The organism is Variovorax sp. TBS-050B (assembly GCF_029893635.1).
GTDB lineage: Bacteria > Pseudomonadota > Gammaproteobacteria > Burkholderiales > Burkholderiaceae_C > Variovorax.
This window is the reverse complement of sequence record NZ_JARXYR010000002.1, coordinates 3,499,877-3,524,202: the sequence shown is the minus strand read 5'-3', so window position 1 is coordinate 3,524,202 and position 24,326 is coordinate 3,499,877. Positions and strand designations below refer to the sequence as shown.

25 protein-coding genes are annotated in these 24,326 nt (G+C 69.8%); 13 read left to right on the top strand and 12 right to left on the bottom strand.

Annotated elements, in window-relative coordinates; genetic code table 11:
* Positions 1-60: 60 nt before the first annotated feature.
* Positions 61-699 carry a 3-oxoacid CoA-transferase subunit B gene (locus M2165_RS19390; RefSeq protein ID WP_280816211.1) on the bottom strand — a complete coding sequence of 213 codons (639 nt, stop codon included), beginning with the start codon at positions 697-699 and terminating at the stop codon, positions 61-63.
* 1 nt (position 700) lies between these two features.
* A complete protein-coding gene (locus tag M2165_RS19385) occupies positions 701-1,507 on the bottom strand; it encodes a CoA transferase subunit A (RefSeq protein WP_280816210.1) in 807 nt (268 codons plus the stop codon).
* Between the two features lie 108 nt (positions 1,508-1,615).
* Here M2165_RS19385 and M2165_RS19380 point away from each other — a divergent pair, with 108 nt between their 5' ends.
* Positions 1,616-2,182, top strand: coding sequence for a LuxR C-terminal-related transcriptional regulator (locus tag M2165_RS19380; RefSeq protein ID WP_280817579.1), 567 nt, complete (start codon positions 1,616-1,618; stop codon positions 2,180-2,182).
* Between the two features lie 124 nt (positions 2,183-2,306).
* Entirely contained in the window at positions 2,307-2,453 is a 147-nt protein-coding gene (locus tag M2165_RS19375) for a hypothetical protein (protein WP_280816209.1), read from the top strand.
* Between the two features lie 7 nt (positions 2,454-2,460).
* Here the strand turns inward: M2165_RS19375 and M2165_RS19370 are convergent, their stop codons facing one another.
* From M2165_RS19370 to M2165_RS19355, 4 genes are read right to left on the bottom strand one after another with little or no spacing between them, the layout of a single operon-like run.
* On the bottom strand, positions 2,461-3,426 hold the full coding sequence (locus tag M2165_RS19370; RefSeq protein ID WP_280816208.1) for a tripartite tricarboxylate transporter substrate binding protein: 966 nt from the start codon (positions 3,424-3,426) through the stop codon (positions 2,461-2,463).
* Between the two features lie 50 nt (positions 3,427-3,476).
* Positions 3,477-3,857, bottom strand: a complete 381-nt coding sequence (locus tag M2165_RS19365) for a VOC family protein (RefSeq protein WP_280816207.1) — start codon at positions 3,855-3,857, stop codon at positions 3,477-3,479.
* The gene (locus M2165_RS19360) at positions 3,854-4,840 is read right to left on the bottom strand and encodes a hydroxymethylglutaryl-CoA lyase (RefSeq protein ID WP_280816206.1); all 987 of its coding nucleotides are present in this window, start codon (positions 4,838-4,840) and stop codon (positions 3,854-3,856) included. Before M2165_RS19360 ends, M2165_RS19365 begins: the two co-directional genes overlap by 4 nt.
* Complete coding sequence (locus M2165_RS19355) at positions 4,837-6,015, bottom strand: CoA transferase (RefSeq protein ID WP_280816205.1); 1,179 nt, start codon at positions 6,013-6,015, stop codon at positions 4,837-4,839. Before M2165_RS19355 ends, M2165_RS19360 begins: the two co-directional genes overlap by 4 nt.
* Before the next feature lie 120 nt (positions 6,016-6,135).
* Here M2165_RS19355 and M2165_RS19350 point away from each other — a divergent pair, with 120 nt between their 5' ends.
* A complete protein-coding gene (locus tag M2165_RS19350; protein ID WP_280816204.1) occupies positions 6,136-7,053 on the top strand; it encodes a LysR family transcriptional regulator in 918 nt (305 codons plus the stop codon).
* A gap of 15 nt (positions 7,054-7,068) precedes the next feature.
* On the opposite strand, the gene M2165_RS19345 is transcribed toward M2165_RS19350, so the two are convergent.
* Positions 7,069-8,013 carry a LysR family transcriptional regulator gene (locus tag M2165_RS19345; RefSeq protein ID WP_280816203.1) on the bottom strand — a complete coding sequence of 315 codons (945 nt, stop codon included), beginning with the start codon at positions 8,011-8,013 and terminating at the stop codon, positions 7,069-7,071.
* Between the two features lie 105 nt (positions 8,014-8,118).
* Here M2165_RS19345 and M2165_RS19340 point away from each other — a divergent pair, with 105 nt between their 5' ends.
* The 3 genes from M2165_RS19340 to M2165_RS19330 all read left to right on the top strand — a co-directional run bounded on the left by M2165_RS19340 (position 8,119) and on the right by M2165_RS19330 (position 12,428).
* Positions 8,119-9,645 (top strand): CoA-acylating methylmalonate-semialdehyde dehydrogenase, encoded by a 1,527-nt coding sequence (locus tag M2165_RS19340; protein WP_280816202.1) that lies wholly within the window; start codon positions 8,119-8,121, stop codon positions 9,643-9,645.
* Between the two features lie 100 nt (positions 9,646-9,745).
* Positions 9,746-10,588, top strand: a complete 843-nt coding sequence (locus M2165_RS19335) for a class I SAM-dependent methyltransferase (protein ID WP_280816201.1) — start codon at positions 9,746-9,748, stop codon at positions 10,586-10,588.
* A gap of 241 nt (positions 10,589-10,829) precedes the next feature.
* The gene (locus M2165_RS19330) at positions 10,830-12,428 is read left to right on the top strand and encodes a glucan biosynthesis protein D (RefSeq protein ID WP_280816200.1); all 1,599 of its coding nucleotides are present in this window, start codon (positions 10,830-10,832) and stop codon (positions 12,426-12,428) included.
* Here M2165_RS19330 and M2165_RS19325 read toward each other — a convergent pair whose 3' ends face one another.
* Positions 12,429-13,346, bottom strand: coding sequence for a LysR family transcriptional regulator (locus M2165_RS19325; RefSeq protein ID WP_280816199.1), 918 nt, complete (start codon positions 13,344-13,346; stop codon positions 12,429-12,431). It lies immediately after the preceding gene.
* A 130-nt stretch (positions 13,347-13,476) separates the two neighbouring features.
* Here M2165_RS19325 and M2165_RS19320 point away from each other — a divergent pair, with 130 nt between their 5' ends.
* Positions 13,477-14,232 carry a glucose 1-dehydrogenase gene (locus M2165_RS19320; protein WP_280816198.1) on the top strand — a complete coding sequence of 252 codons (756 nt, stop codon included), beginning with the start codon at positions 13,477-13,479 and terminating at the stop codon, positions 14,230-14,232.
* 17 nt (positions 14,233-14,249) lie between these two features.
* Here M2165_RS19320 and M2165_RS19315 read toward each other — a convergent pair whose 3' ends face one another.
* Positions 14,250-14,618, bottom strand: coding sequence for an FKBP-type peptidyl-prolyl cis-trans isomerase (locus tag M2165_RS19315; RefSeq protein WP_348541053.1), 369 nt, complete (start codon positions 14,616-14,618; stop codon positions 14,250-14,252).
* A 160-nt stretch (positions 14,619-14,778) separates the two neighbouring features.
* On the opposite strand from M2165_RS19315, the gene eat reads away from it, so the two are divergent.
* The 4 genes from eat to M2165_RS19295 are packed head-to-tail and all read left to right on the top strand — an operon-like array spanning position 14,779 to position 19,005.
* Positions 14,779-16,203, top strand: a complete 1,425-nt coding sequence (gene eat, locus M2165_RS19310) for an ethanolamine permease (RefSeq protein WP_280816197.1) — start codon at positions 14,779-14,781, stop codon at positions 16,201-16,203.
* A 6-nt stretch (positions 16,204-16,209) separates the two neighbouring features.
* The gene (locus tag M2165_RS19305; RefSeq protein WP_280816196.1) at positions 16,210-17,604 is read left to right on the top strand and encodes an ethanolamine ammonia-lyase subunit EutB; all 1,395 of its coding nucleotides are present in this window, start codon (positions 16,210-16,212) and stop codon (positions 17,602-17,604) included.
* Positions 17,601-18,386, top strand: a complete 786-nt coding sequence (gene eutC, locus M2165_RS19300; RefSeq protein WP_280816195.1) for an ethanolamine ammonia-lyase subunit EutC — start codon at positions 17,601-17,603, stop codon at positions 18,384-18,386. Before M2165_RS19305 ends, eutC begins: the two co-directional genes overlap by 4 nt.
* 40 nt (positions 18,387-18,426) lie before the next feature.
* Complete coding sequence (locus tag M2165_RS19295) at positions 18,427-19,005, top strand: peroxidase-related enzyme (RefSeq protein ID WP_280816194.1); 579 nt, start codon at positions 18,427-18,429, stop codon at positions 19,003-19,005.
* Position 19,006: 1 nt separating this feature from the next.
* Here the strand turns inward: M2165_RS19295 and M2165_RS19290 are convergent, their stop codons facing one another.
* From M2165_RS19290 to M2165_RS19280, 3 genes are all read right to left on the bottom strand, one after another.
* Positions 19,007-20,758, bottom strand: coding sequence for a phosphoethanolamine--lipid A transferase (locus M2165_RS19290; RefSeq protein WP_280816193.1), 1,752 nt, complete (start codon positions 20,756-20,758; stop codon positions 19,007-19,009).
* Positions 20,759-20,835: 77 nt separating this feature from the next.
* Complete coding sequence (locus M2165_RS19285) at positions 20,836-21,408, bottom strand: phosphatase PAP2 family protein (RefSeq protein ID WP_280816192.1); 573 nt, start codon at positions 21,406-21,408, stop codon at positions 20,836-20,838.
* Positions 21,395-22,066 (bottom strand): phosphatase PAP2 family protein, encoded by a 672-nt coding sequence (locus M2165_RS19280; RefSeq protein ID WP_280816191.1) that lies wholly within the window; start codon positions 22,064-22,066, stop codon positions 21,395-21,397. The genes M2165_RS19285 and M2165_RS19280 overlap by 14 nt, the downstream gene beginning before the upstream one ends.
* A gap of 218 nt (positions 22,067-22,284) precedes the next feature.
* Between M2165_RS19280 and M2165_RS19275 the strand changes: the two genes are divergently transcribed.
* On the top strand, positions 22,285-22,959 hold the full coding sequence (locus M2165_RS19275; protein WP_280816190.1) for a response regulator transcription factor: 675 nt from the start codon (positions 22,285-22,287) through the stop codon (positions 22,957-22,959).
* The gene (locus tag M2165_RS19270; RefSeq protein ID WP_280816189.1) at positions 22,956-24,305 is read left to right on the top strand and encodes an ATP-binding protein; all 1,350 of its coding nucleotides are present in this window, start codon (positions 22,956-22,958) and stop codon (positions 24,303-24,305) included. The genes M2165_RS19275 and M2165_RS19270 overlap by 4 nt, the downstream gene beginning before the upstream one ends.
* The last annotated feature ends 21 nt before the right edge of the window (positions 24,306-24,326 follow it).

Genomic DNA, 24,326 nt, shown 5'->3' with positions numbered 1-24,326 from the left:
GCGTTGGAGAGCAAGAAGCGGTTCTGCCCGCCGTCGACCGCCGTCCCTTCACGAGACAGCCTACTGGATCAGCTTCGCGCCCGTCTTCGCCTGCAGCGCATCGAAGCTCACGCCGGGCGCGAGCTCCACCACCTTCAGGCCCTCGGGCACCACGTCCATCACGGCCAGGTCGGTGATGATGCGGTCGACCACGCCCACGCCGGTCAGCGGCAGCGTGCACTGCTCGAGGATCTTGAGGTCCTCGGTGCCGTCCTTCTTGCGCGCCACGTGCTCCATGAGCACGATCACGCGCTTCACGCCGGCCACGAGGTCCATGGCGCCGCCCATGCCCTTGACCATCTTGCCGGGGATCATCCAGTTGGCGAGGTCGCCCTTCACGCTGACCTGCATCGCGCCCAGGATCGAGAGGTTGATCTTGCCGCCGCGGATCATCGCGAAGCTGTCGTGGCTGCCGAAGATCGCCGAGCCCGGCAGCGTGGTGACGGTCTGCTTGCCGGCGTTGATCAGGTCGGCGTCGACCTGGTCCTCGGTCGGGAACGGGCCGATGCCGAGCATGCCGTTCTCGCTCTGCAGCCACACTTCCTTGTCGCCGACGAAGTTGGCCACCAGCGTGGGAATGCCGATGCCGAGGTTGACGTAGAAGCCGTCTTCGAGTTCTTGGGCCGCGCGTGCGGCCATCTGGTCCTGGGTCCAGGGCATGTCAGGCTCCTTTGCTGCTGTTCTTGACGGGCGCGGGCACTTCGCTGCCGGCGGCGGCTTGCGCGATCGCGGCCTGGGCCTCGACCTTGGCGGCCACGGGGTCGGTGGGCGCGGCGGCGCTCAGGGTGCGCTTCTCGATGCGCTTCTCGGGGCTGGCGTTGAGCACGATGCGGTGCACGTAGATGCCCGGCAGGTGGATGTCGTCGGGCGCGAGCTCGCCGACCTCGACGATCTTCTCGACCTCGACGATGCAGACCTTGCCGGCCATGGCGGCGGCCGGGTTGAAGTTGCGTGCCGTGAGGCGGAAGCGCAGGTTGCCGGCCTTGTCGGCCACGTCGGCCTTCACCAGGGCCACGTCGGGCACCAGCGAACGTTCCATCACGTAGGTCTCGCCGTCGAACTCGCGCAGTTCCTTGCCTTCGGCGACCTGCGTGCCGACGCCGGTCTTGGTGAAGAAGGCCGGAATGCCGGCGCCGCCCGCGCGCAGCTTCTCGGCCAGCGTGCCCTGCGGCGTGAACTCCAGCGCGAGTTCGCCCGCGAGGTACTGGCGCTCGAACTCCTTGTTCTCGCCCACGTAGGACGCGATCATCTTCTTGATCTGCCGCGTCTCGAGCAGCTTGCCGAGGCCGAAGCCGTCGACGCCGGCGTTGTTCGAGATCACGGTGAGGTTCTGCACGCCGCTGTCCTTGAGCGCCTCGATCAGCGCCTCGGGAATGCCGCACAGGCCGAAGCCGCCGACCGCGAGCATCTGCCCGTCGGCCACGACCCCCTTGAGCGCCGCATCTGCGGAGGGATAAATCTTGTTCACTCGGACTCCTTGGTGGATGAATGGAGGGTGGAGGGGAAGCCCTGAACGATACTACGTACCCGCATACGTAGTATTTCGTAATGGTGACCCCCGATGCCTGACCGCCCGATGCCCGAGATCGACTACCGGCTGGCTTTCGAGCATGCGCCGATCGGCATGGTGGTGTCGCGCAACCGCACCATCGTGGCCTGCAACCTGCGGGTGTGCGAGATCTTCGGCGCAGCGCCCCCGGCGCTGGTGGGGCATTCGTTCAGCATCCTCTACCCCAGCGTGGCCGAGTTCGAGCGCATCGGCAAGCGCATGGAGCCGTTCCTGAACGCCAGCGGCCACTATGCCGACAACCGCATGATGCGGCGGCTCGGCGGGCTGCACGGCGCGATCGCGGGCGAGACCTTCTGGTGCCACGTCACCGGTCATGCGCTGAACCGCGAGGCGCCGCACGAGGCCGGCATCTGGACCTTCGAGGACCTGGGCTCGCGCCGCGCCGACAAGGCCGAGCTCACGCCGCGCGAGCGCGAGGTCGCGGCGCAGGTGATGCGCGGGCTCACCTCGAAGGAGATCGGCAAGGCGCTGGGCATCAGCCACCGTACGGTCGAGCTGCACCGCGCCCGGCTGATGCGCAAGTACGCGGCGGGCACGACGGCGGAACTGGTTCAGAAGCTGATCGCCGGCTGACGATCGTTGCAGAAACGGAAACGCCGTGTCGCCGAAAGGCCCGCGCCGGCCTGCGCGCACAGGCCTATCGTGGAGGCATGCATGCGGACACCCCGCCCGCAGCCACTCTCAAGGAGTCTTTGCCATGTCCACCGCTCTTCATTCCGAACGCAGCCAATTGCTCGCCCCCAAGCTGTCCGTCGCGCGCCTGCGCGGGCTGGCCGCGCGCCAGTTGCCGGTCACGCTGTCTCTCGGCGCCGTGATCCTCTCGGTGCTCGGGGTCCGGCTCTAGGCAAGCCTCAGGCCGGCTTGATGTCCGCCGCCCGGATCACCTTCGACCAGCTCGCGAGCTCCTGCTCGACGAACCTGCCGAGGGCGGCGGAATCCATGTAGGTCGCGAAGGCGCCCTGCTCGTCCACTTTCCTGCGGAACGATTCGCTCTCGACGATCTTGCGGATCTCGGCACTGAGCTTCGCCACCACCTCGGGCGGCGTCTTCGCCGGCGCGAACACCGCGAACCAGGACTCGACCTCGTAGCCCGGCAGCCCCGCCTCGGCCGAGGTCGGCACGTCGGGCATCGACGGATGGCGCTTGCTGCCGGTATAGGCCAGCGCCTTCATGCGCCCGCTCGCGATGTGGCCGATGACCGAAGGCGGCGTGGTGATGAACATGTCGACGTTGCCCGCGATCAGGTCGTTGATCGCCGGCCCCGAGCCCTTGTAGGGCACGTGCGTCATCGGCTGCTTCGACTGGCGCGCGAGCAGCTCGCCCGCGATGTGCTGGATCGAGCCGTTGCCCGCCGAGGCATAGAACAGCCCGCCCTCCTTCTTGCGGCCGTAGGCGATCAGTTCCTTCATCGAGCCGGCCGGCACCTTGCCGCTCACGGCGACCACGTGCGGCGCGCGCATCACCATCGCCACGGGCAAGAAGTCCTTGGTCGGGCTCCATTTGATCTGCGGAAAGAGCGCCGGATTGCCGACGTGGTAGCCCGAGTACTGCATCAGCAGCGTGTAGCCGTCGGGTGCCGCGCGCGCCACCGCCTCGGTGCCGATGTTGCCGCTGGCGCCGGGCCGGTTGTCGACCACGATCGGCTGGCCCAGCGCGCGCTGCAGCGGATCGGCCACCATGCGCGCCATGATGTCGGTCGAGCCCGCCGGCGCGGTGGGCACGATGAAGGTGATGGGTCTGGACGGCCAGGTGTCGGCGCCCGCCGCGGTGGCCACCAGCGCGAGCGCGGTGGCGAGGAGTCGATGGATGGTTGTCATGGTGTCTGTCTCCGGTTTTCGTGGATTCGTTCGTCCCGCAGTCCGCCCCGTCAGGGCGCAGGTTCCGAGATCTCGATGAGGTTCATGTCGGGGTCGCGCACATAGACCGAGCGGATGCGCGAGACGGCGCCGGTGCGCATCACCGGGCCTTCGAGAATCGGCACGCCGTGCCGCGCCAGCCGCGCGATCACATCGTCGAGCGGCACGCGCGCGATGAAGCACAGGTCCAGCGAGCCCGGCGTCGGCCGGTGCGCCTTGGGCTCGAACTCGTGGCCTTGCACATGCAGGTTGATCTTCTGCTGGCCGAAGCGAAAAGCCTTGCGGCCGGCGCCGAAGGTCTCGAGCGCCATGCCCAGCACGTCGACGTAGAAGCGCGTGCAGGCCGCCTCGTCGGCGGTGGTGAGCACGAGGTGGTCCAGGTGGTCGATCATGCGTGCAGCTCCCCGGCGCCACGCGCATGGGCGCGTGCCGCGATGTCGTCGAAATCGGCCGGCGGCGCATGGCGCACCAGCCGATGCCCGGCGCGCGAGACCTGGCTCGGCAGTTCGTGCTGCACCAGGGTCTGGAGCTCGGCGGCGGCCGCGATCAGGCCGTCGAGGTCCATGCCGGTGTCATGCCCCATGCACTGCAGCATGTGGACCACGTCCTCGGTCGCCACGTTGCCCGTGGCGCCAGGCGCGTAGGGGCAGCCGCCGATGCCGCCGAGCGACATGTCGAAGCGCGCGATGCCGGCCTCGACCGCCGCCACCACGTTCGCGAGCCCCATGCCGCGCGTGTTGTGGAAGTGCGCGGTCCATGGCAGCGCCGGGTGGCGCGCGCGCACCGCCTCGCAGATCGCACGCACCTGCGTGGGAAAGGCCATGCCCGTGGTATCGCACAGCGTGATGCCCTGCACCGACAGCGCCGCGAAGCGATCGATCCATGCCAGCACGCCGGAAAGCGGCACCTCGCCCTCCATCGGACAGCCGAACACGCACGACAGCGAGACGTTCACCGGCACGCCGGCCCGTCGTGCCAGGGCAATGACCTCCGCCAGCTGCGCGAACGACTGCGCGCGCGTCATGCGCAGGTTCGCGAGGTTGTGGGTCTCGCTCACCGACATGACGATGTTGAACTCGTCGACGCGGCTTTCGAGCGCGCGCTCGGCCCCGCGCAGGTTCGGCACCAGCGCGGTGTAGACCACGCCCGGGCGGCGCACGATGCGCTGCATCACCGCCTCGCCGTCGCGCAGCGCGGGAATCGCCTTCGCCGAGGTGAACGAGGTCACCTCGATCCTGGCATAGCCCAGCAGGCTCAGCCGATCGATGAGCGCGACCTTGTCGTCGGTGGGAATGAAGCGGCTTTCCATCTGGAAGCCGTCGCGCGTGGCCACCTCGTTGACGAAGAGGCGCCTGCCGGTTGCCCCGCCGCTCATGCGCCCACCTTGCAGTCTTCATGGCGCCGGCGCGGCCAGCCCGCGCCGCTGAGGTCGTCGTTGTGTTCGCCGAGCCTCGGCGCCGGATGCGCGATGCGCCCCGGCGTCGCGCTGAGCTTGGGCACCACGCCCGGCACCTTGAGCCGTTCCCCGTCGGCCGTCTCGGCTTCCACGATCATCTGCCGCGCCAGGTATTGCGGATCGGCCGCGATGTCGGCCACGGTGTAGATGCGCCCCACAGGCACGCCGGCGGCGTCGAGCAGCGCAAGCACCTCGTCGCGGCTGCGCCCGAGCGTCCAGGCCTCGATGGCCGCGTCGATCTCTTCCACCCGCTGCACGCGGCCGTCGTTGTGCGCCAGCTGCGGATCGCGTGCGAGGTCGGTGCGCCCGATCGCGCCCATCAGGCGGCGGAAGATGCTGTCGCCGTTGCCGGCCACGAGCACGTAGTGGCCGTCGCTGCAGCGGTAGGCGTTGGTCGGCGCGATGCCGGGCAGCGCGCTCCCCGCACGCTCGCGCACCACGCCGAAGGCGTCGTATTCGGGCAGCAGGCTTTCCATCACGTTGAAGACCGATTCGTAGAGCGCCACGTCGATGAACTGCCCCTCCCCGCCGTGCGCCGTGCGGTGGTGCAGCGCCGTGAGCACGCCGATCACGCCGTGCAGCGCGGCCAGCGTGTCGCCGAGCGAGACGCCCACCCGCACCGGCACCCGGCCCGGCTCGCCGCTCAGGTAGCGCAGCCCGCCCATCGATTCGCCGAGCACGCCGAAGCCCGGCTTGTCGCGGTACGGCCCGGTCTGGCCGTAGCCCGAGATGCGCAGCATGATGAGCCGCGGGTTGAGCGCGTGCAGCTGCTCCCAGCCCAGGCCCCAGCCTTCGAGCGTGCCGGGCTTGAAGTTCTCGATCAGCACGTCGGCCTCGGCCGCCAGCGCGCGCACCGCCGCCTGGCCTTCGGCGCTGCGCAGGTCGAGGCAGACCGAGCGCTTGTTGCGCGACTGCACCTCCCACCACACCGACGTGCCCTCGCGCAGCAGCCGCCACTTGCGCAGCGGATCGCCGACGCCCGCAGGCTCGACCTTGATCACGTCGGCACCGAATTCGGCGAGCGTCTTGCCGGCGAAGGGGCCGGCGATGAGCTGGCCGAGTTCGAGCACCTTGAGGCCTTCGAGTGCGTTCATAGGTCGTGTCTCTGCTTTCGTAGGGGTGTTGCCCGCACTTTAGGAACGGACGGCGCGCAGCGGAATTGCTCTGATCGCAGAGCCCCTTCGCAGAATGCGAAGGCTTCCTAGAATGGCGCCATGCCGCGCCCGCATCCCATCAACCCCGCCCGCGTCGACTTCGTCACCCTGCGCCTGTTCTGCGCCGTGGCCCAGTCGGGCAGCATCACCAAGGGCGCCGAGGCCTGCCACCTCGCGCTCTCGGCGGCGAGCCGCCGCCTGTCCGATTTCGAGGCCGCCACCGGCTCGAAGCTGCTCGAGCGCAGTTCGCAGGGGATCGCGCTCACGCCGGCCGGGCACGTGGCGATGCAGCATGCGATGCGGCTGTTCCAGGGCTTCGAGCAGTTCAGCAGCGAGCTCGGCGACTATTCGAGCGGCGTGCGCGGCCATGTGCGGCTCTGGGCCAACATGTCGGCGCTGACCGAGTTCCTGCCGGCCACGCTGGCCGCGTTCCTCGGCCGGCACCCGGACATCCGGGTCGAAGTGGAAGAGCAGCTCAGCGGCGACATCGTGCGTGCGCTGGTCGACGGGCTGGCGGACGTGGGCGTGTTCGCCGAGAACACGCCCGCCTACGGGCTCGACGTGGCGCCGTTCCAGACCGATGAACTCGTGGTGCTGTGCGCGCGCCAGCATCCGCTCGCGCGCACCCGGCGTACCGATTTCAAGACCTGCCTCGCGCACGAGTTCGTGGGGCTCAACCGCAGCAGCTCGCTGCTCGAGCTCACCTCGCGCGCGGCTGAGCAGGCCGGCATTCCGATGCGGCTGCGCGTGCAGGTGCGCAGCTTCGACGCCATGTGCCACATGATCGCGGCCAACCTGGGCATCGGCGTGGTGCCGCTGGCGGCCTGCAAGGCACAGGTGAGCGCGCTCGGGCTCAAGGTGGTACGGCTGCAGGACGCCTGGGCCGTGCGCCGCCTGCTGATGGCCACCAGGACCGGCGAGACGCTCTCGCCGGCCGCGCAGCTGCTGGTGCAGCAACTGCTCGCCTCCTCGAACTGAGGGCCCGGCGGCGCCTCAGGCCAGCGGAAAGCCCGCCTTGAGCGTCTCCCGCAGGTGGCGCACGAACAGGTCGACCGCGCGCGGAATGTGCAGCGAGTACGGCCGAATCGCGTAGATCTGGTCGGCGAAGGCGCCGGTGGGCTGCCAGTCGGGCAGCACCTCGACCAGCTTGCCGGCCTGCAGGCCCGACTGCGCGCTGAAGTCGGGCAGCAGCGCAATGCCCAGCCCCGCCTGGGCGGCATCGCGCAGTGCCTCGCTGTTGTTCGCGGCCAGGGGACCGGCGATCGGCACCGTCACGCGCTCGGCCTGGCGCGCGCGGCCGCCGCGTCGCTCGAAGGACCAGACGTTGGTCTCCTGCCCGCGCGGATAGTGCAGGCAGTCGTGCTCGGCCAGCATCGCGGGCTGCTGCGGCGTGCCGCGGCGGCGCAGGTAGGCGCGGCTCGCCACCAGCACCGAGCGCGTGTCGCACAGCCGCCAGGCCACGTGGGTGTCGGGCGGCGAGGCCGCATGCCGCACCGCGAGGTCGAAGCCCTCGGTCGCGAGCGAGCTGAGCCGGTCCGAGAGCTCCATCTCGACGCGGATCGCCGGATGCGCGAGCAGGAAGTCGGCCAGGCGCGGCAGCAGCTGCTGCCGGCCGAGCGCCACCGGCGCCGTCACGCGCACCAGCCCGCGCGGCTCGCCCGCATGGTCCTGTGCCTTGAGAAAGCTGTGCGCGATCTGCTCGAAGGGCTCGCGCGTCTGGTCGACGAGCTGCTGCCCGGCCTCGGTGAGCCGCATGCTGCGCGTGGTGCGGCGCACCAGCGGCACGCCGGCCGCGCGCTCGAGCTCGGCGATGCGCTGGCTCATGGCCGCCTTGCTCACGCCCAGGCGCGCGGCGGCGGCGGTGTAGCTGCCCTGCTGGCCGAGCACGATGAGCCAGTGCAGGTGGGTCCAGAGCGATTCGGCTTTTTGCTGATCCATGGCCCCATTGTTCACCATGGCGAACAAACAGTTCATTCCTGGCGCCTAGGCAGGCGGGCGGCGCTTTCCTAGACTGGACGGATCACACCTCCATCGGCGACAACCATGACCAACGCTTCCACGAAGCCCGCGCAGATTGCCCACTTCATCGGCGGCCAGCATGCCGCAGGCGGCTCCGGCCGCACGCAGGACGTCACCAACCCGGCCTCCGGCAAGGTCACGGGCCAGGTGGCGCTGGCCGCCGCGGCCGACGTCGACGCGGCCGTGGCCGCGGCGCAGGCCGCGTTTCCCAAGTGGGCCGACACGCCGCCGCTGCGCCGCGCGCGCGTGATGTTCAAGTTCCTCGAACTGCTGAACCAGCACAAGGACGAGCTCGCGCACATGATCACGGCCGAGCACGGCAAGGTGTTCACCGACGCGCAGGGCGAGGTCTCGCGCGGCATCGACATCGTCGAGTTCGCCTGCGGCATCCCGCAGCTGCTCAAGGGCGACTTCACCGACCAGGTCTCGACCGGCATCGACAACTGGACGCTGCGCCAGCCGCTCGGCGTGGTCGCGGGCATCACGCCCTTCAACTTCCCGGTGATGGTGCCGATGTGGATGTTCCCGGTCGCCATCGCCGCGGGCAACACCTTCGTGCTCAAGCCCAGCCCGACCGATCCGACGCCCTCGCTGCGCATCGCCGAGCTGCTGAAGGAGGCGGGCCTGCCCGACGGCGTGTTCAACGTGGTGCAGGGCGACAAGGTCGCGGTCGATGCGCTGCTCGAGCACCCGGACGTCAAGGCCGTGAGCTTCGTCGGATCGACGCCGATCGCCAACTACATCTACGAGACCGGCGCCCGCCACGGCAAGCGCGTGCAGGCGCTCGGCGGCGCGAAGAACCACATGGTGGTGATGCCCGACGCCGACATCGACCAGACCGTCGACGCGCTGATCGGCGCGGGCTACGGCTCGGCCGGCGAGCGCTGCATGGCGATCAGCGTGGCCGTGCTCGTGGGCGACGTGGCCGACAAGATCATCCCCAAGCTGATCGAGCGCACGAAGACGCTCAAGGTGCTCGACGGCGAGAACCTCGCGGCCGAGATGGGCCCGATCGTCACCCGCGCCGCGCACGAGCGCATCACGGGCTACATCGCGCTGGGCGAGAAGGAAGGCGCGAAGCTGCTGGTCGATGGCCGCAACTTCGACGCCGGCAGCGCCGGCGAAGGCTGCGGCGACGGCTTCTGGATGGGCGGCACGCTGTTCGACCACGTCACGCCCGAGATGCGCATCTACAAGGAAGAGATCTTCGGCCCGGTGCTCTCCTGCGTGCGCGTGGCGAGCTTCGGCGAGGCGGTGGACCTGGTCAACGACCACGAGTTCGGCAACGGCGTGAGCTGCTTCACGCGCGACGGCAACGTGGCGCGCGAGTTCAGCCGCCGCATCCAGGTGGGCATGGTCGGCATCAACGTGCCGATCCCGGTGCCGATGGCCTGGCACGGCTTCGGCGGCTGGAAGCGTTCGCTCTTCGGCGACATGCATGCCTACGGCGAGGAAGGCGTGCGCTTCTACACCAAGCAGAAGTCGATCATGCAGCGCTGGCCCGAGAGCACGCCCAAGGGCGCCGAGTTCGTGATGCCGACCGCCAAGTAAGAAGCAGGACCCGTTCCCGGCCGGACGGCGCACACCAAAGTCTGACTTGCCGCCCGCGGCGGCAGCGCCCAGACTTGTGCATGGCCCTGTTCGACCGTCCATGACTTCCTGCAAGGCCGCGCGGCACCTTTCGGCGGTGCCCTCCACCTTGCGCATTCCGCTGGCCGCGCGCGCAAGCGGCGATGCGCTGTTTCCGCAGCTCGCCGTGCGCGACGCCTACGCCGCCTCGATCCTCGAAAGGATCCGCGACGACGGCGATGCGCTGCCCGAGGACCGGTCGACGATCTACGGCATCCTCAATCGCACGCGGCGCTTTCGCAGCCTCGCGCAGGAATTCCTGCAGCAGCATCCGGGCGGTCGCGTGGTCAACATGGGCTGCGGCCTGAGCCACTACTTCCAGTGGCTCGACGACGGCAGGGCGCGGCTCACCGACGCCGACCTGCCCGAAGTGCTCGACCTGCGGCGCGAACTCATCCCCGACATCGACCCCCGCCACGACGAGCGCGCGCTCGACCTGACGGCCGCCGACTGGTGGGAGCAGCTCGCGCTGCCGCGCCGGCGCCGCGCATCGCCGGTCTTTCTGTTCACCGAAGGCGTGCTCATGTACCTCGCGCCCGACCGGGTGCGCGCGGTGCTCAAGACCTTCGGAGAGCGCGCGCCCGCGGGCTCGGTGCTGGCTTTCGACGCCATCTGCTGGCTCGCGGTCGGGCATGCGGCCAGGCATCCGTCGGTGCGCGCCACGGGTGCGGAATTCCTCTGGGGCGTGCGCCGGCCGGCCGAGCTCGCGCAGGCCCATCCGCGGCTGCGGCTCGAATCCACGCACCGCGTGCTCGACGGCATCGGCCTGCCGTATGCGGTGGTCGCGCCGCTCGCGATGCTGCTGTTCGGCGTGCCGCTCTATGCGGTCTATGCGCTGCGCGCGGTGGATGCGCGCGAAACATAAACCTACAAATTTTTCAGGATCGGCGCTTGTCCGGCTGCAAAACCGCAGGTTGGCTGACGCAGCGCCCGTGCAAGGCAGGGCATGCTCGCCGCAACGCCTCTGCGCTCGGCCGGGCATGACGCAGCACCACCACGTGCTGCATTAGGATGACCCGGCCAGCGCCTTGCGCCCCGCTTCCGCTTCCGTGCGCTGCTTTCGTTTTCCTCCTCACTCCCAGACCGCAACCTTCAAGAAAACCTACATGCTTGATCGCCGATCCTTCCTTGCCGCAGGTGGTGCCGCCGCCGCACTCGCCGCCCTTGGACTGCCCGAAGAGGCGCTGGCCGCGAACGGCCTGCAACTGAGCCAGCCATCGCCCTTCTCCTTCGACGGTCTGGTGGCCCAGGCCAAGCGCCTCGCGGGCCAGCCCTATGCCGGTCCCAAGCCGCTCGCGCCCGAGGTGCTCGAGAAGATCGACTACGACGCGCACGGCAGGATCAGGTTCGATCCCGCCAATGCCCTCTTCCGCGACGGCCCGGGCGCCTTCCCCGTCACCTTCTTCCACCTCGGCCGCTTCTTCCAGACGCCGGTGCGCATGCACGTGCTCGAGAACGCCGGCGGCGACGTCTTCGCGCGCGAGGTGCGCTACAGCCCTTCGTACTTCTCGATGCCCGCCGACAGCCCGGCGCGCGCGCTCCCCGCGGGCGCGGGCTTCGCGGGCTTCCGGCTGCAGGAAAGCCGGCTCGGCGACCAGGCCAAGCTCGACTGGCAGAAGAACGACTGGGTGGCCTTCCTCGGCGCCTCGTACTTCCGCGCCATCGGCGAGCTCTACCAGTACGGCCTCTCCGCGCGCGGCATCGCGCTCGACGTGGCGGTGCCCGACAAGCCCGAGGAATTCCCGAACTTCACGCGCTTCTACTTCGAGACGCCGGCGGCCGACAACACCAGTTCGATGACCGTCTATGCGCTGCTCGAAGGGCCGAGCATCACCGGCGTCTTCAAGTTCGTGATGCAGCGCGGCAAGGCCGTGATCATGGACATCGACTCGCGCCTCTTCCTGCGCCGCGACGTTTCGCGCCTGGGCCTGGTGCCGCTCACCTCGATGTACTGGTATTCGGAGACCGTCAAGCCGACGGCCATCGACTGGCGGCCCGAGGTGCACGACTCCGACGGCCTCGCGATCTGGAACGGTGCGGGCGAGCGCATCTGGCGCCCGCTCAACAACCCGACGCAGACGCGCGCCTCGGCCTTCGCCGACACGCGCCCGCGCGGCTTCGGCCTGCTGCAGCGCGACCGCGCCTTCGACCACTACCAGGACGGCGTCAACTACGAGAAGCGCCCGAGCCTCTGGATCGAACCGATCGGCGACTGGGGCGAGGGTTCGGTGCAGCTGATCGAGATCCCGACCGACGACGAGATCCACGACAACATCGTCGCCTTCTGGGTGCCCAAGGCCGAGGCCAAGGCGGGCACGAGCTACAGCCTGCAGTACCGGCTGCACTGGACCGACCAGGAGCCCTTCCCCTCCCCGCTCGCGCAATGCGTGGCCACGCGCATCGGCCGCGGCGGACAGCCGGGCCAGCCGCGGCCCCAGGGCGTGCGCAAGTTCATGGTGGAGTTCATCGGCCAGCCGCTGACCACGGTGCCCTTCGGCGTCAAGCCCGAACTGGTGCTCACGGCGCCGCGCGGCAAATTCTCGTACGTCTTCGCCGAGGCCGTGCCCAACGGCGTGCCGGGGCACTGGCGCGCGCAGTTCGACTTCACGCCCGAAGGCACCGAGCCGATCGACATGCGGCTCTATCTGAAGATCGGCGACAAGACGCTGACCGAGACCTGGCTCTACCAGCTGCAGCCGGGCTGATCAGCGCGCCGCGCGCCGGTTGTAGGGAGCGAACAGCTCCACCGCCCAGTCGACGAACACCCGCAGCTTGGCGCTCAGGTGCCGGTTGGCGGGGTACACCACGTGCAGCGGATAGGGCTGCGGCGCCCAGTCCTGCAGCACCTCCACCAGCGCGCCGCTCGCGAGATGCGGCCCCGCCATCACGTCGAAGGTCTGCGCCACGCCCATGCCGGTGAGCAGGGCCGTGAGGTGCGCGGTGCTCTCGTTCACGCCCACCACGGCGTGGCCGTGGACCTCGATGCGCTCCTCGCCGCGCGCGTAGCGCAGCGGCACCGGCCTGTTGCTCAGCGACGAGAAGTAGCCCACCACGCGGTGCCCGCCGTCGCCGAGATCGGCCGGCGTCCGCGGAATGCCGTGGCGCTCGAAGTACGCGGGCGTGGCGCAGGTCACGAAATTCAGGGTCGCGATGCGGCGCGCCACCAGCGACTGGTCGGTGAGCTCGCCGGCGCGCACCACGCAATCGACCGCATCGCCGATCAGGTTGACCGGCCGGTCGCTCACGCCGATCTCGAGCGCGATCTCCGGATAGCGCGCATGGAAGGCGGGCAATTGCGGAATCAGGATCGTGTTGGCGAACGAGGAGCCGATGTCCACCCGCAGCCGCCCGCGCGGCTGGGCCTGCGCGCTCGTGAGGTCCGACTCGATGCCTTCGAGCTCCGCGAGCACGCGGGCCGTGCGCTCGTAGTACGCCGCGCCCTCGGGCGTGACCGTCACGCGCCGCGTCGTGCGCTGCAGCAGCTTCACGCGCAGGTGCGTCTCGAGCTGCTGCACCAGTTTGGTCACGGTGGGCTTGGGCATCTGCAGCGAATCGGCTGCGCGGGTGAAGGTGCCGGCCTCGACCACGCGGGCGAAGACCCGCATGGCGGCGATCTGGTCCATCGCCGGATTATTGGTGATTCATAAACAAACAACTGCCGTGGGGCATCTTGGTGCGTGCGGCGGCGGCGCCCAGACTCCGGACCATCGTCAACGCTGCCTCGCAGCCCACCCAAGGAAGGAAGAAGCAACCATGTCCCAACCCAAACTCGCCGACAAGATCGCCCTCGTCACCGGCGGCACCAGCGGCATCGGCCTCGCCACCGCGCAGCGCTTCGTGGCCGAAGGCGCCCACGTGTTCGTCACCGGCCGCCGCCAGGCCGAGCTCGATGCGGCCGTGAACACCATCGGCCGCAACGTCACCGGCGTGCTCGGCGACGTGTCCAGGCCGGCCGACCTCGACCGGCTCTACGCGACCATCAAGGAACAGAAAGGCCGCCTCGACGTGCTGTTCGCGAATGCCGGCGGCGGCAGCCTGCTGCCGCTCGGGCAGATCACCGAGGAGCATTTCGACCGCATCTTCGGCACCAACGTGCGAGGGCTGCTATTCACCGTGCAGAAGGCGCTGCCGCTGATGCCGCGCGGCGCATCGATCGTGCTCAATGCATCGATCACCAGCATCAAGGGCACGCCGGCCTTCAGCGTCTACAGCGCCAGCAAGGCGGCGGTGCGCAGCTTCGCGCGCAGCTGGGCGGTGGACCTGAAGGATGCCGGCATCCGCGTCAACGCGGTCAGCCCCGGCGTGGTGCCCACGCCGGCCTACGAGCTGCTCGGCCTCAGCCCGGAGCAGATCGCGGGCTTCATCGAGGCGCAGGCCCAAGGCATTCCGCTCGGCCGCGTCGGCACGCCCGACGAGATCGCCAAGGCCGTGCTGTTCCTGGCCTCCGACGACAGCAGCTTCGTGAACGGCACCGAGCTCTTCGTCGACGGCGGCGGCGCCCAGATCTAGCGGGCGCGCCGGGCGCGTCAGCGCTTCTTGACCGAGACCAGCTCGACCTCGAAGTTCAGCGTCGCGTTGGGCGGGATCACGCCGCCCGCGCCGCGCGAGCCGTAGGCGATCGACGGTGGGCAGGTCAGCTTGGCCTTGCCGCCCGGCTTCATCTTCTGCACGCCCTCGGTCCAGCACGGGATCACGCCGTTGAGCGGGAACTCGGTGGGTTCGCCGCGGCTGTAGGAGCTGTCGAATTCCTTGCCGCTGTCGGGGAAGGTGCCGCGGTAGTGCACCTTGACCACGTCGGTGGCCGCGGGCGATGCGCCGCTGCCTTCCTTGAGCGACTGGTAGACCAGGCCGCTCGGCGTGGTGACGGGCGCGGACTGCGCCCACGCGGCGGACACGGCGCACAGCGATGCAAACGCGGCACACAGGAGCGACGAAGAAGAGGAAAACTTCACTGGACACCTCGGGTGATTGGAAAGCCACGATTATGGCGAGCGATGGAACGGGCCTTGCTTTGACGGTGGCGCACTGTCAACATCCGTCCGGAGAGGAAGCCCCATGCATTCCATCGAAGCCGCACCGCCCGCGTCCGCCGCGCCACCCGCGGGCACCGGCCAGCTCAAGAAGGTTCTCGGCCCGCTCCAGCTCTGGGGCATCGCGGTCGGCCTCGTCATCTCCGGTGAGTACTTTGGTTGGAGCTACGGCTGGAACACGGCGGGCACGCTCGGCTTCCTCGTGGCCACGGTGCTGGTGGCTACGATGTACACCACCTTCATCTTCAGCTTCACCGAGCTTTCGACCGCCATTCCGCATGCGGGCGGCCCGTTCGCGTACGCGCGCCGCGCCTTCGGGCCCACGGGCGGCTTCGTCGCGGGCTTCGCCACGCTGGTGGAGTTCGTCTTCGCGCCGCCGGCGATCGCGCTCGCCATCGGCGCCTACCTCAACGTGCAGTTTCCGGGCATCAACCCGAAGTGGTTCGCGCTCGGCGCGTACGTGATCTTCATCGGCCTCAACTGGATCGGCATCGGCATCGCCGCGGCCTTCGAGCTCTTCGTCACGGTGCTCGCGATCTTCGAGCTCTTCGTGTTCATGGGCGTGGTCACGCCGGGCTGGTCGATGGCGAACTTCGTCGCCAACGGCTGGGCCGGCGGCAGCGTGCTCGACGGCGCGGCGGTGGCGGGGATCTTCGCCTCGATCCCCTTCGCGATCTGGTTCTTCCTCGCGATCGAGGGCGCGGCCATGGCGGCCGAGGAAGCGCGCGACCCGCACCGCACCATCCCGGTCGCCTACATCGCCGGCATCGTCACGCTCGTGGTGCTGGCCTTCGGCGTGATGATCTTCGCGGGCGGCGTGGGCGACTGGCGCAAGCTCGCGAACATCAACGACCCGCTGCCGCAGGCGATGAAGGCGGTGGTGGGCGAGAACAGCGGCTGGCTGCACATGCTGGTGTGGATCGGCCTGTTCGGCCTGGTCGCGTCGTTCCACGGGATCATCATGGGCTACTCGCGGCAGATCTTCGCGCTCGCGCGCGCGGGCTACCTGCCGCGCTATTTCGCGGGCCTGAGCCCGCGCTTCGACACGCCGCACCGCGCGCTGCTGGCCGGCGGCGTGGTGGGCGTGGCGGCGATTTTCAGCGACGAGTGGGTGCAGTTCGGCGGGCAGACGCTCACGGCCAACATCGTCACGATGGCGGTGCTCGGCGCGATCGTGATGTACCTAGTCTCGATGGCCGCGCTCTTCAGGCTGCGCCGCAGCGAGCCAGGCCTGCCCCGGCCCTACCGCGCGCCCTTCTACCCGGCCTTTCCGGCCATCGCGCTGGCGCTCGGCGTGGTGTGCCTCGGCGCGATGGTCTGGTTCAACCCCATGCTCACGCTGTTGTTCGCGGTGCTGATGGCGGCGGCCTACGGCTACTTCCTGCTGACCTCGGCGCAGCGCACGGCGGCGGCACCCGACGAGATGCTGACCGCGGCGCCGAAGGCCTGAACGCGCATGCGCTACCGCACCGCCATCGCCGGCCAGGTCTTCGCTTTCGACGATCTGCGGCAGGTCATGGCCGTGGCGAGCCCGGCGCGCTCCGGCGACTACCTCGCGGGCATCGGCGCTGCGACCGCGCAGCAGCGCATGGCGGCGCGCCACGTGCTGGCCGAGACGCCGCTCAAGCAGTTCCTGAACGAGGCGCTGATCCCCTACGAACGCGACAACATCACGCGGCTCATCATCGACGGGCACGATGCGGCGGCCTTCGCGCCGGTGTCGCACCTGACGGTCGGCGATTTCCGCAACTGGCTGCTGTCGGAACGCGCCACGACCGAGGCGCTCGCCGCGCTCGCGCCCGGGCTCACGCCCGAGATGGTGGCGGCCGTCTCCAAGCTCATGCGCAACCAGGACCTGGTGGCGGTCGCGAAGAAGTGCCGCGTGGTCACGCGCTTTCGCGACACCATCGGCCTGCCCGGCCATCTGGCGGTGCGGCTGCAGCCCAACCATCCGACCGACGACCTGCGCGGCGTGGCGGCCTCCACGCTCGACGGGCTGCTCTACGGCGCGGGCGACGCGGTGATCGGCATCAACCCGGTGTCCGACAGCCTCTCGGTGCTGGGCCGGCTGCTGCACATGCTCGACGAGGTGATCCAGCGCTTCGAGATTCCCACGCAGAGCTGCGTGCTCACGCACGTGACCAACACGCTGCGGCTCGCCGAAGCCGGTGCGCCGGTGGACCTGGTGTTCCAGTCGATTGCGGGCACCGAGCAGGCCAACCTCTCGTTCGGCGTCACGCCCGCGCTGCTCGACGAGGCCCATGCCGCGGCGCAGGCGCTGAACCGCGGCACCGTGGGCAACAACCTGATGTACTTCGAGACCGGCCAGGGCAGCGCGCTGTCGGCCAACGCCAACTTCGGCGTCGACCAGCAGACCTGCGAGGTGCGTGCCTATGCGCTCGCGCGGCGCTACCGGCCGCTGCTCATCAACACCGTGGTGGGCTTCATCGGGCCCGAATACCTCTTCGACGGCAAGCAGATCATCCGCGCCGGCCTCGAGGACCACTGCTGCGGCAAGCTGCTCGGCCTGCCGATCGGCTGCGACATCTGCTACACCAACCATGCCGAGGCCGACCAGGACGACATGGACAACCTGCTCGTGCTGCTGGGCACCGCGGGCATCAACTTCATCATGGGCGTGCCGGGCGCGGACGACGTGATGCTCAACTACCAGAGCACCTCCTTCCACGACGCGCTGTTCCTGCGCGAGACGCTGGGGCTGAAACGCGCACCGGAGTTCGAAGCCTGGCTGCAGCGCATGCAGATCACGGACGCGGCGGGCCGGCTCGCACCGCCCGCGGGCAACCGGCTGCTCGCCGACATGGGCGGCCTCGCCGCGCTGTCGCCATGAGCGACGACGATGTCGTCACGCCCAACCCGTGGGCACCATGGCGCGCGGCCACGCCCGCGCGGCTGGCGCTCGGGCGCGCGGGCGCGGGCATGCCGACCGACGAGACGCTGCGCTTCGGCTGGGCGCATGCGATGGCGCGCGACGCGATCCATGCGGCGCTCGACGTCGATGCGCTCCAAGCGGCGCTACGCGCGCAGGCCTGGGAGGTCGCGCGCGTGCGCAGCCGCGCCGAAGACCGCACCACCTACCTGCGCCGCCCCGACCTCGGCCGCCAGCTCGAACCCGCCGATGCCGAGCGCCTGCGCGCGGCGGCCCACGGACCCTGCGACGTCTGCCTGGTGATCGGCGACGGGCTGTCCTCGCTCGCGGTGGCGCGCCATGCCGCGCCGCTGCTCGCCGCGCTGCGCCCGCTGCTGCCGCCCGACACGCGCTTCGCGCCGGTGGTGATCGCCACGCAGGCGCGCGTGGCGCTGGCCGACGAGGTGGGCGAGCTGTTCGGCGCCGCGCTGTCGGTGATGCTGATCGGCGAGCGGCCGGGGCTCAGCTCGCCCGACAGCCTCGGCATCTATCTCACCCATTCGCCCCGGCGCGGCCGGCACGACGCCGAGCGCAACTGCATCTCGAACGTGCGGCCCGAGGGCCTGCCCTGCGATGCCGCGGCCTTCAGGCTGGCGTGGCTGATGCGCGAAGCGCTGCGACGCGGGCTCACGGGCGTGGCGCTCAAGGACGAGAGCGATCGCGCGGTGCTCGAGGAGAAGCAGGCGCCGCCGCTCCCACCCTGAGCTGCCTATGATCCTGGCACCGCATCCAGGAGACAAAGCCATGGCCGACCGCTATCCCCTTGCCGAACTCGACAACCTGCCCGACGACATCCGCGCCGCGATCCTCGCGGTGCAGGAGAAGGCCGGCTTCGTGCCCAACGTGTTCCTCGCGCTCGCGCGCCGGCCTGCCGAATGGCGCGCCTTCTTCGCCTACCACGACGCGCTGATGCTGAAGGAGGAAGGCTCGCTCACCAAGGGCGACCGCGAGATGATCGTCACCACCACCAGCGCGGCCAACCAGTGCCTCTACTGCGTGGTGGCGCACGGCGCGCTGCTGCGCATCTACGAGAAGAAGCCGCTGGTGGCCGACCAGGTGACGGTGAACTACCGCAAGGCCGACATCACGCCGCGCCAGCGCGCGATGCTCGACTTCGCGATGAAGGTCTGCGAGCGCTCGCACGAGATCGAGGACGCCGACTTCGACGCGCTGCATGCGCACGGCTTCGACGACGAGGACATCTGGGACATCGCCTCGATCACCGCCTTCTTCGGCCTGAGCAACCGGCTCGCGAGCTTCAGCGGCATGCAGCCGAACACCGAGTTCTTCCTCATGGGGCGGCTGCCCCGCGAGAAGAAGTAGCTCAGGCGCTGTTCCTGCACGAGGCCAGCGCGTCGAGCGCCGGGCGGTAGGTGGGCGTCTTCACGTCCATCAGCCCGAGCACCGTGTGATAGAGGTTGTCGTGCGTGAGCGGCGCGTCGAGCCCCGACGCCATGCAGGCGCGCGAGAGCCCGCGCCGATCGCTCATGCCGGCGCCGAACCAGGTGATCATCGGCACGTGCTTCTGCGCCTCCGGCGCGAAGCTGTAGGGCACGCCGTGCAGGAACAGGCCGTACTCGCCGAGCGACTCGCCGTGGTCGCTCACGTAGAGCAGCGCCGGGTCGTAGCGGCCCGACTGGGCCTGGAGCCAGTCGATCGTCCGCGCGAGGAAACGGTCGGTCTGGGCGATGGAGTTGTCGTACACGTTCTGCAGTTCCGCATGGCCGCACTCGGCGAGTGCATTGGTCTTGCACTCGGGCAGGAAGCGCTTCACGTCGGCGGCCGACCGCTTGTAGTAGGCCGGCCCGTGGCTGCCCATCTGGTGCATCACCAGCACCACGCCCTTGGCGCGGCGCTCCGCCGGCAGCGCGGCGATGCGCGCGTCGAGCCCCTGGAGCATCACGTCGTCGAGGCATTCCTCGCCGTCGCACAGCGTCGACTTCTGCGCCGGCGTGAGGCTGTCGAAGGCCGAGGCGTTCGGAATGCGCGTGCAGACACCCTTGCAGCCGGCCTGGTTGTCGAGCCACAGCACCGCCAGCCCGGCCGCCTGCAGCACGTCGACGAGGTTCTCGTGCTCGTCCTTGCGCGATTCGTAGCCCTGCTTGCCCAGGTGCGAGAACATGCACGGCACCGATGCGAGCGTGTTGGTGCCGCAGGAATGCACCTCGCGGTAGCTCAGCACGCCGCGCGCCGCGAGCTCGGGCGTGGTGTTGCGCGCATAGCCGTTCAGGCCGAAATGGTCGGCACGCGCCGTCTCGCCGACCACCAGCACGAACATCGGCGGGCGGGCCTGGCCCGCATAGCTCGCACCCAGCGCGGTGCCGGCGGTGATGGGCAGCAGCTTGCGGCTGCGCTTGAACATCGGCTTGATCAGCACCGAGCCGGCCGAGTACAGGCTGGCGACCGGGTTCATCATGTAGCGCAGGTGGACGTTGTTGCGCATCAAGGGCGCGAGCTGGCGGTTCATCGCCACCGCCGCCGCCAGCGCGACCGCCACCGACAGCAGCAGCAGCGCCGCGTTGCGCCAGAGCTTGGCGACTGCGCGCATCGGCGCGATGTTCGCGCGCCAGAGCGCGATCGCCGGCAGCAGCGCCACCAGCAGCACGTGGAACGCCATGCGCCAGCTCAGCAGGTCGCGCACCTCGTTCGGGTCGGTCTGCAGCACGTTCGCGATCATGGTCGGGTCCATCACCACGCGGTACTCGATCATGTAGTGCTGCACGAAGGCCGCCAGCAGCACCACCGCGAACCACAGCGGCTTCATCCAGCGCGACCATGCGGTGAAGGACAGCAGCGCCACCGTGGCGCAGACCATGAGCACCGCCATCGCCGCGCTCGTCGGCAGGTACGCACTGGGCGCGCCGCCGATGCGCGCCAGTTCGTTCCACAGCGGCCAGTTGGCGGTCACGGCGAGGTAGATGCCCAGCCACACCACCACCTGCTGCGCCGAGCGCGGGCGCGCGAGCCAGGTGTCGATGCGCGTCCACAACGCGCGTGCGGAGTCCAGGTGGGGCGCCGCGGCCGAAGGCAGGCCGGGCGCCCGCACGGGTGCGGGTTCGATTCGTGTCAGGGACATGCGCCAACTGTAGAAAGCGCATCTGAAGGAAGCCTGAATCGCGCGTTCAGCCGGCGTTCAGGCTCGGGGCCGGCATGCTAGCCGGCGCGCGCCCTGCGCGCCCGCAGCCGGGGCCGCATCCAGGCCCGCAGCGCGAGATTCAGCGGCCGGCTGACGCCGCGCTCCACAGCGATCGCCACCACGGCCGCGAGCATCGCGCCCACGACGACGTCGAGCGGAAAGTGCAGGCCCAGGAACACGCGGCTCCATGCGACCACCGCGGCCACCGCCAGCGCCGCGCGCATCGGCGCGCGCCGCGGCAGGCACCAGAGCGAGAACGCCGCCGCGAAGGTGCCCGCGGCATGCAGGCTGGGAAAGCCCGGCCGCGCGCCCTGCGGCGCCCACTGGATGCCGAGCCCGTAGAACGCGGGCCGCTGGAACGGCATGACGGAGCGGAACACGTTCACCAGCACCCAGACCACCAGCACGCTCACCAGTGCGGTGAAGCAGGCATAGCGAAGGCGGCGATCGAACATCGCGCCGCAGAGGATGGCCGCCGCCAGCAGCGTGGGCAGCAGGTCGGAGGCGAAGCGTGCGAAATGGATGCTCCACGCGGGCGCCGTGGCCCCGGCGTTGATCAGTTCGAAGAGTGCCGAATCAAGTTCCTGCATGCATGACGGCCGGCTCGGCGGCCGGCGAGGAGGAAGAAGACCGCGGCGCGGCGACCAGGTCGATGGCAAAGCCGACCACCCAGCAGATCCAGCCGGTCCACAGCGTGTGGCTCATGTAGTGCGCGCCCCGCAACTGCTGCGCGAGCCCGAGCGCCAGCCCGGCCGCGACAGCCGCGCCGAGCCAGACCGCGGCGGTGCGGTGCGACACCCGCCGCAGCACGAAGTACCCGCCCACGTAGGCGAAGGCCGCGGACGCATGGCCGGCCGGAAAGCATCCCCCCGGCCCGCCGTCGTAGAGCCTCCAGGCCCAGTGCGACACATGGCTCGCCATGCCGCCGAACTCCCTCAGGTCCCAGGGACAGCTCGTGTGGCTGGCATGCTTGATCGCACTCACCGCGATCACCGAAAGCAGCACGGTGAATGCCAGCTGCGCACGCGCGCGCACGGGCAACCGCCGCAGGATGCCCAACGGCCAGCGGATGGCGGCGAACAGCGCGATCACGAGCAGCCAGCTCAGGTTCTTTGCGCCTTCGTGCATGACGCGGACCAGAAAGGCGTTGTCGCGCCACGGAAAACCCACGGGCGAACCCGCAAGGCGTGCCAGCGCAAGATCGCCGCCCGTGGCGTCCCATGCCAGCAGCAGCGCCAGCGCGGCCAAGGTCAGCCCGGCCGGGCGGAGATTCGGGGAACTCGGAAGATTCGGAACGCGCGTCATGAGCGGGAAACCAGCAAGCCTGAAAAATCCGTGAGGCTACGTGGCCGGCCTGAACCGAGCCTGAAGCGGTCTGAACGAAAGCTGACACCGCTCCGGCGGGCCTGCAGCGGTCGGCGCTAGACTGCCGTTCTGTTTTTTTTCCTCTGTGAAGGCGTTCCGGCGTGCGCATATTGCTTGTCGAAGATGACAGTTCGTTGGCAGATGCGGTCCGCGGCTACCTGCAGGCCAAGGCCTTCGTGGTCGACCTGGCGCCCGGCCTGGCCGAGGCGCGCACGGCGCTGCGCTCGGTGCAGTACGCGGCCGTGCTGCTCGACCTGCACCTGGGCGACGGCGACGGGCTCTCGCTGCTGCCGCAGGTGCGCGCGCTGCGCGAGCCGCCGATCGTCATCGTGCTGACCGCGCGCGACCAGGTCACCGACCGCATCCGCGGGCTCGATGCCGGCGCCGACGACTACCTCATCAAGCCGTACGACCCGGCCGAGCTGCTCGCGCGGCTGCGCGCGGTGGAGCGGCGGCGCAACGCGGGCAGCGCGCCGGTGCTGCAATTGGGCACGCTGGAGATCGACTTGGCGCACGACCGCGTGCGCAAGGACGGGAACTCGGTCGTGCTGACGCAGAAGGAATGGGCCCTGCTGCGCGTGATGGCAACGCGACCGGACCGCATCCACACGCGCGAGAACCTGGCCGATGCGCTCTACGGCTTCGGCGACGAGGCCGACAGCAACACGCTCGAGGTGTTCATCAGCCGGCTGCGGCGCAAGCTCGGCAAGAGCCACATCCAGACCCTGCGCGGCCTCGGCTATCGGCTGTCGACCTCGGCGGGCGACGAGGAATGAGCCCGGTCCTTTCGAATGCGGGCCGCGACACGCTGGCCGGCCGGCTGACCCGCACGCTGATCCTCTGGGTCGCGGGCGTGTGGCTGCTGTGCGTGCTGGCGGTGGTCTGGTATGTGGACCGCGAGATCAACCACAACTTCGACAACGAGCTGATCGAGGTCTCGCACCGCATGTTCGACATGGCGCTGCAGGAACTCGACAAGCAGCACCCGGGCGCCACGCCCGACCGGCCGATGATCGCGCCGAAGCAGCTGTTCTCGGAAGACGCCGTGATGTACCAGGTGGTCGACATCCATGAGCGCGTGGTGCTGCGCTCGGCGGAGGCCCCCATCGACGCCTTCGACGTGCCGCTGGCGGCCGGCTTCGCGAACAACCAGACCTGGCGCATCTACACCGTGCGGCATCCCACGCGGGGCCTGTACTTCCAGGTGGCCGATCCGCTCGACGAAAGGCGCTCGGCGCTCAACCGCACGCTCTTCGGCCTCATCATCCCGCTCGGGGCGGTGCTGCCGCTGCTGGCGCTCGTGCTGCGCAACGTGGCGCGCACCGAACTGCGCGTGCTGCAACAACTCGCCGGCGAGATCGAGAAGCGCAGCGGCGCCGACCTGCGCCCCATCACCCTGCCCGGTCTGCCGCGCGAGCTGCGCGCGGTGGGCGACCATGTCAACAGCCTGCTGGAGCGGCTGTCGCAGTCGCTCGACGTGGAACGCGCGCTGGCCGCCAACGCCGCGCACGAGCTGCGCACGCCGCTGGCCGCGGCACGGCTGCGGCTGCAGACCGCGCTCGAGCACGATCTCCAGCGCGGCGACGTCCAGGCCGCGCTCGATGCGCTGCAGATGCTCAGCCACCGCACCGAGAAGCTGCTGCAGCTCTCGCGCGCCGAGTCGGGCGCGTCGCTCGCACGCACGCGCGTCGACCTCGTTCAGCTCGCGGGCGCGGTGGCGCAGGAGTTCTGGAAGGACCCGCAGATCAGCGAGCGCCTGGCGCTCAAGGTGCCCGATGCGGTCGCGCCCGCGGCATCGGGCGACGTGGACGCGCTCGCGATCGCGCTGCGCAACCTGGTGGAAAACGCGCTGCGCTACGGCGGCAGCGGCCGCGTCGTCATCGAGGTGATGGCGCCCAGCACCATCGCCGTGCGCGACTTCGGCGCCGGCGTGAACGCGGAGCAGCTCGCCACGCTGCAGCAGCGCCATGTGCGCCACAGCGCCGACCGCGCGGGCTACGGGCTGGGTCTGTCGATCGTGGCCACGATCGTCGAGAAGCACAACGCGAAGCTCGAACTCGCATCGCCGCCGGCGGGCGCCGCGAGCGGCTTCGAAGCGCGCATCGTGCTGCGGCCGGCGTAGCGCGGCATCTCCGGCCTGCGC

Bases quoted from the DNA above. Each gene is read 5' to 3' on its own strand.
- M2165_RS19390 (WP_280816211.1), bottom strand. From the start codon at position 699: ATGCCCTGGACCCAGGACCAGATGGCCGCACGCGCGGCCCAAGAACTC.
- M2165_RS19380 (WP_280817579.1), top strand. From the start codon at position 1,616: ATGCCCGAGATCGACTACCGGCTGGCTTTCGAGCATGCGCCGATCGGC.
- M2165_RS19375 (WP_280816209.1), top strand. From the start codon at position 2,307: ATGTCCACCGCTCTTCATTCCGAACGCAGCCAATTGCTCGCCCCCAAG.
- M2165_RS19370 (WP_280816208.1), bottom strand. From the start codon at position 3,426: ATGACAACCATCCATCGACTCCTCGCCACCGCGCTCGCGCTGGTGGCC.
- M2165_RS19365 (WP_280816207.1), bottom strand. From the start codon at position 3,857: ATGATCGACCACCTGGACCACCTCGTGCTCACCACCGCCGACGAGGCG.
- M2165_RS19360 (WP_280816206.1), bottom strand. From the start codon at position 4,840: ATGAGCGGCGGGGCAACCGGCAGGCGCCTCTTCGTCAACGAGGTGGCC.
- M2165_RS19355 (WP_280816205.1), bottom strand. From the start codon at position 6,015: ATGAACGCACTCGAAGGCCTCAAGGTGCTCGAACTCGGCCAGCTCATC.
- M2165_RS19350 (WP_280816204.1), top strand. From the start codon at position 6,136: ATGCCGCGCCCGCATCCCATCAACCCCGCCCGCGTCGACTTCGTCACC.
- M2165_RS19345 (WP_280816203.1), bottom strand. From the start codon at position 8,013: ATGGATCAGCAAAAAGCCGAATCGCTCTGGACCCACCTGCACTGGCTC.
- M2165_RS19340 (WP_280816202.1), top strand. From the start codon at position 8,119: ATGACCAACGCTTCCACGAAGCCCGCGCAGATTGCCCACTTCATCGGC.
- M2165_RS19335 (WP_280816201.1), top strand. From the start codon at position 9,746: ATGACTTCCTGCAAGGCCGCGCGGCACCTTTCGGCGGTGCCCTCCACC.
- M2165_RS19330 (WP_280816200.1), top strand. From the start codon at position 10,830: ATGCTTGATCGCCGATCCTTCCTTGCCGCAGGTGGTGCCGCCGCCGCA.
- M2165_RS19325 (WP_280816199.1), bottom strand. From the start codon at position 13,346: ATGGACCAGATCGCCGCCATGCGGGTCTTCGCCCGCGTGGTCGAGGCC.
- M2165_RS19320 (WP_280816198.1), top strand. From the start codon at position 13,477: ATGTCCCAACCCAAACTCGCCGACAAGATCGCCCTCGTCACCGGCGGC.
- eat (WP_280816197.1), top strand. From the start codon at position 14,779: ATGCATTCCATCGAAGCCGCACCGCCCGCGTCCGCCGCGCCACCCGCG.
- M2165_RS19305 (WP_280816196.1), top strand. From the start codon at position 16,210: ATGCGCTACCGCACCGCCATCGCCGGCCAGGTCTTCGCTTTCGACGAT.
- eutC (WP_280816195.1), top strand. From the start codon at position 17,601: ATGAGCGACGACGATGTCGTCACGCCCAACCCGTGGGCACCATGGCGC.
- M2165_RS19295 (WP_280816194.1), top strand. From the start codon at position 18,427: ATGGCCGACCGCTATCCCCTTGCCGAACTCGACAACCTGCCCGACGAC.
- M2165_RS19290 (WP_280816193.1), bottom strand. From the start codon at position 20,758: ATGTCCCTGACACGAATCGAACCCGCACCCGTGCGGGCGCCCGGCCTG.
- M2165_RS19285 (WP_280816192.1), bottom strand. From the start codon at position 21,408: ATGCAGGAACTTGATTCGGCACTCTTCGAACTGATCAACGCCGGGGCC.
- M2165_RS19270 (WP_280816189.1), top strand. From the start codon at position 22,956: ATGAGCCCGGTCCTTTCGAATGCGGGCCGCGACACGCTGGCCGGCCGG.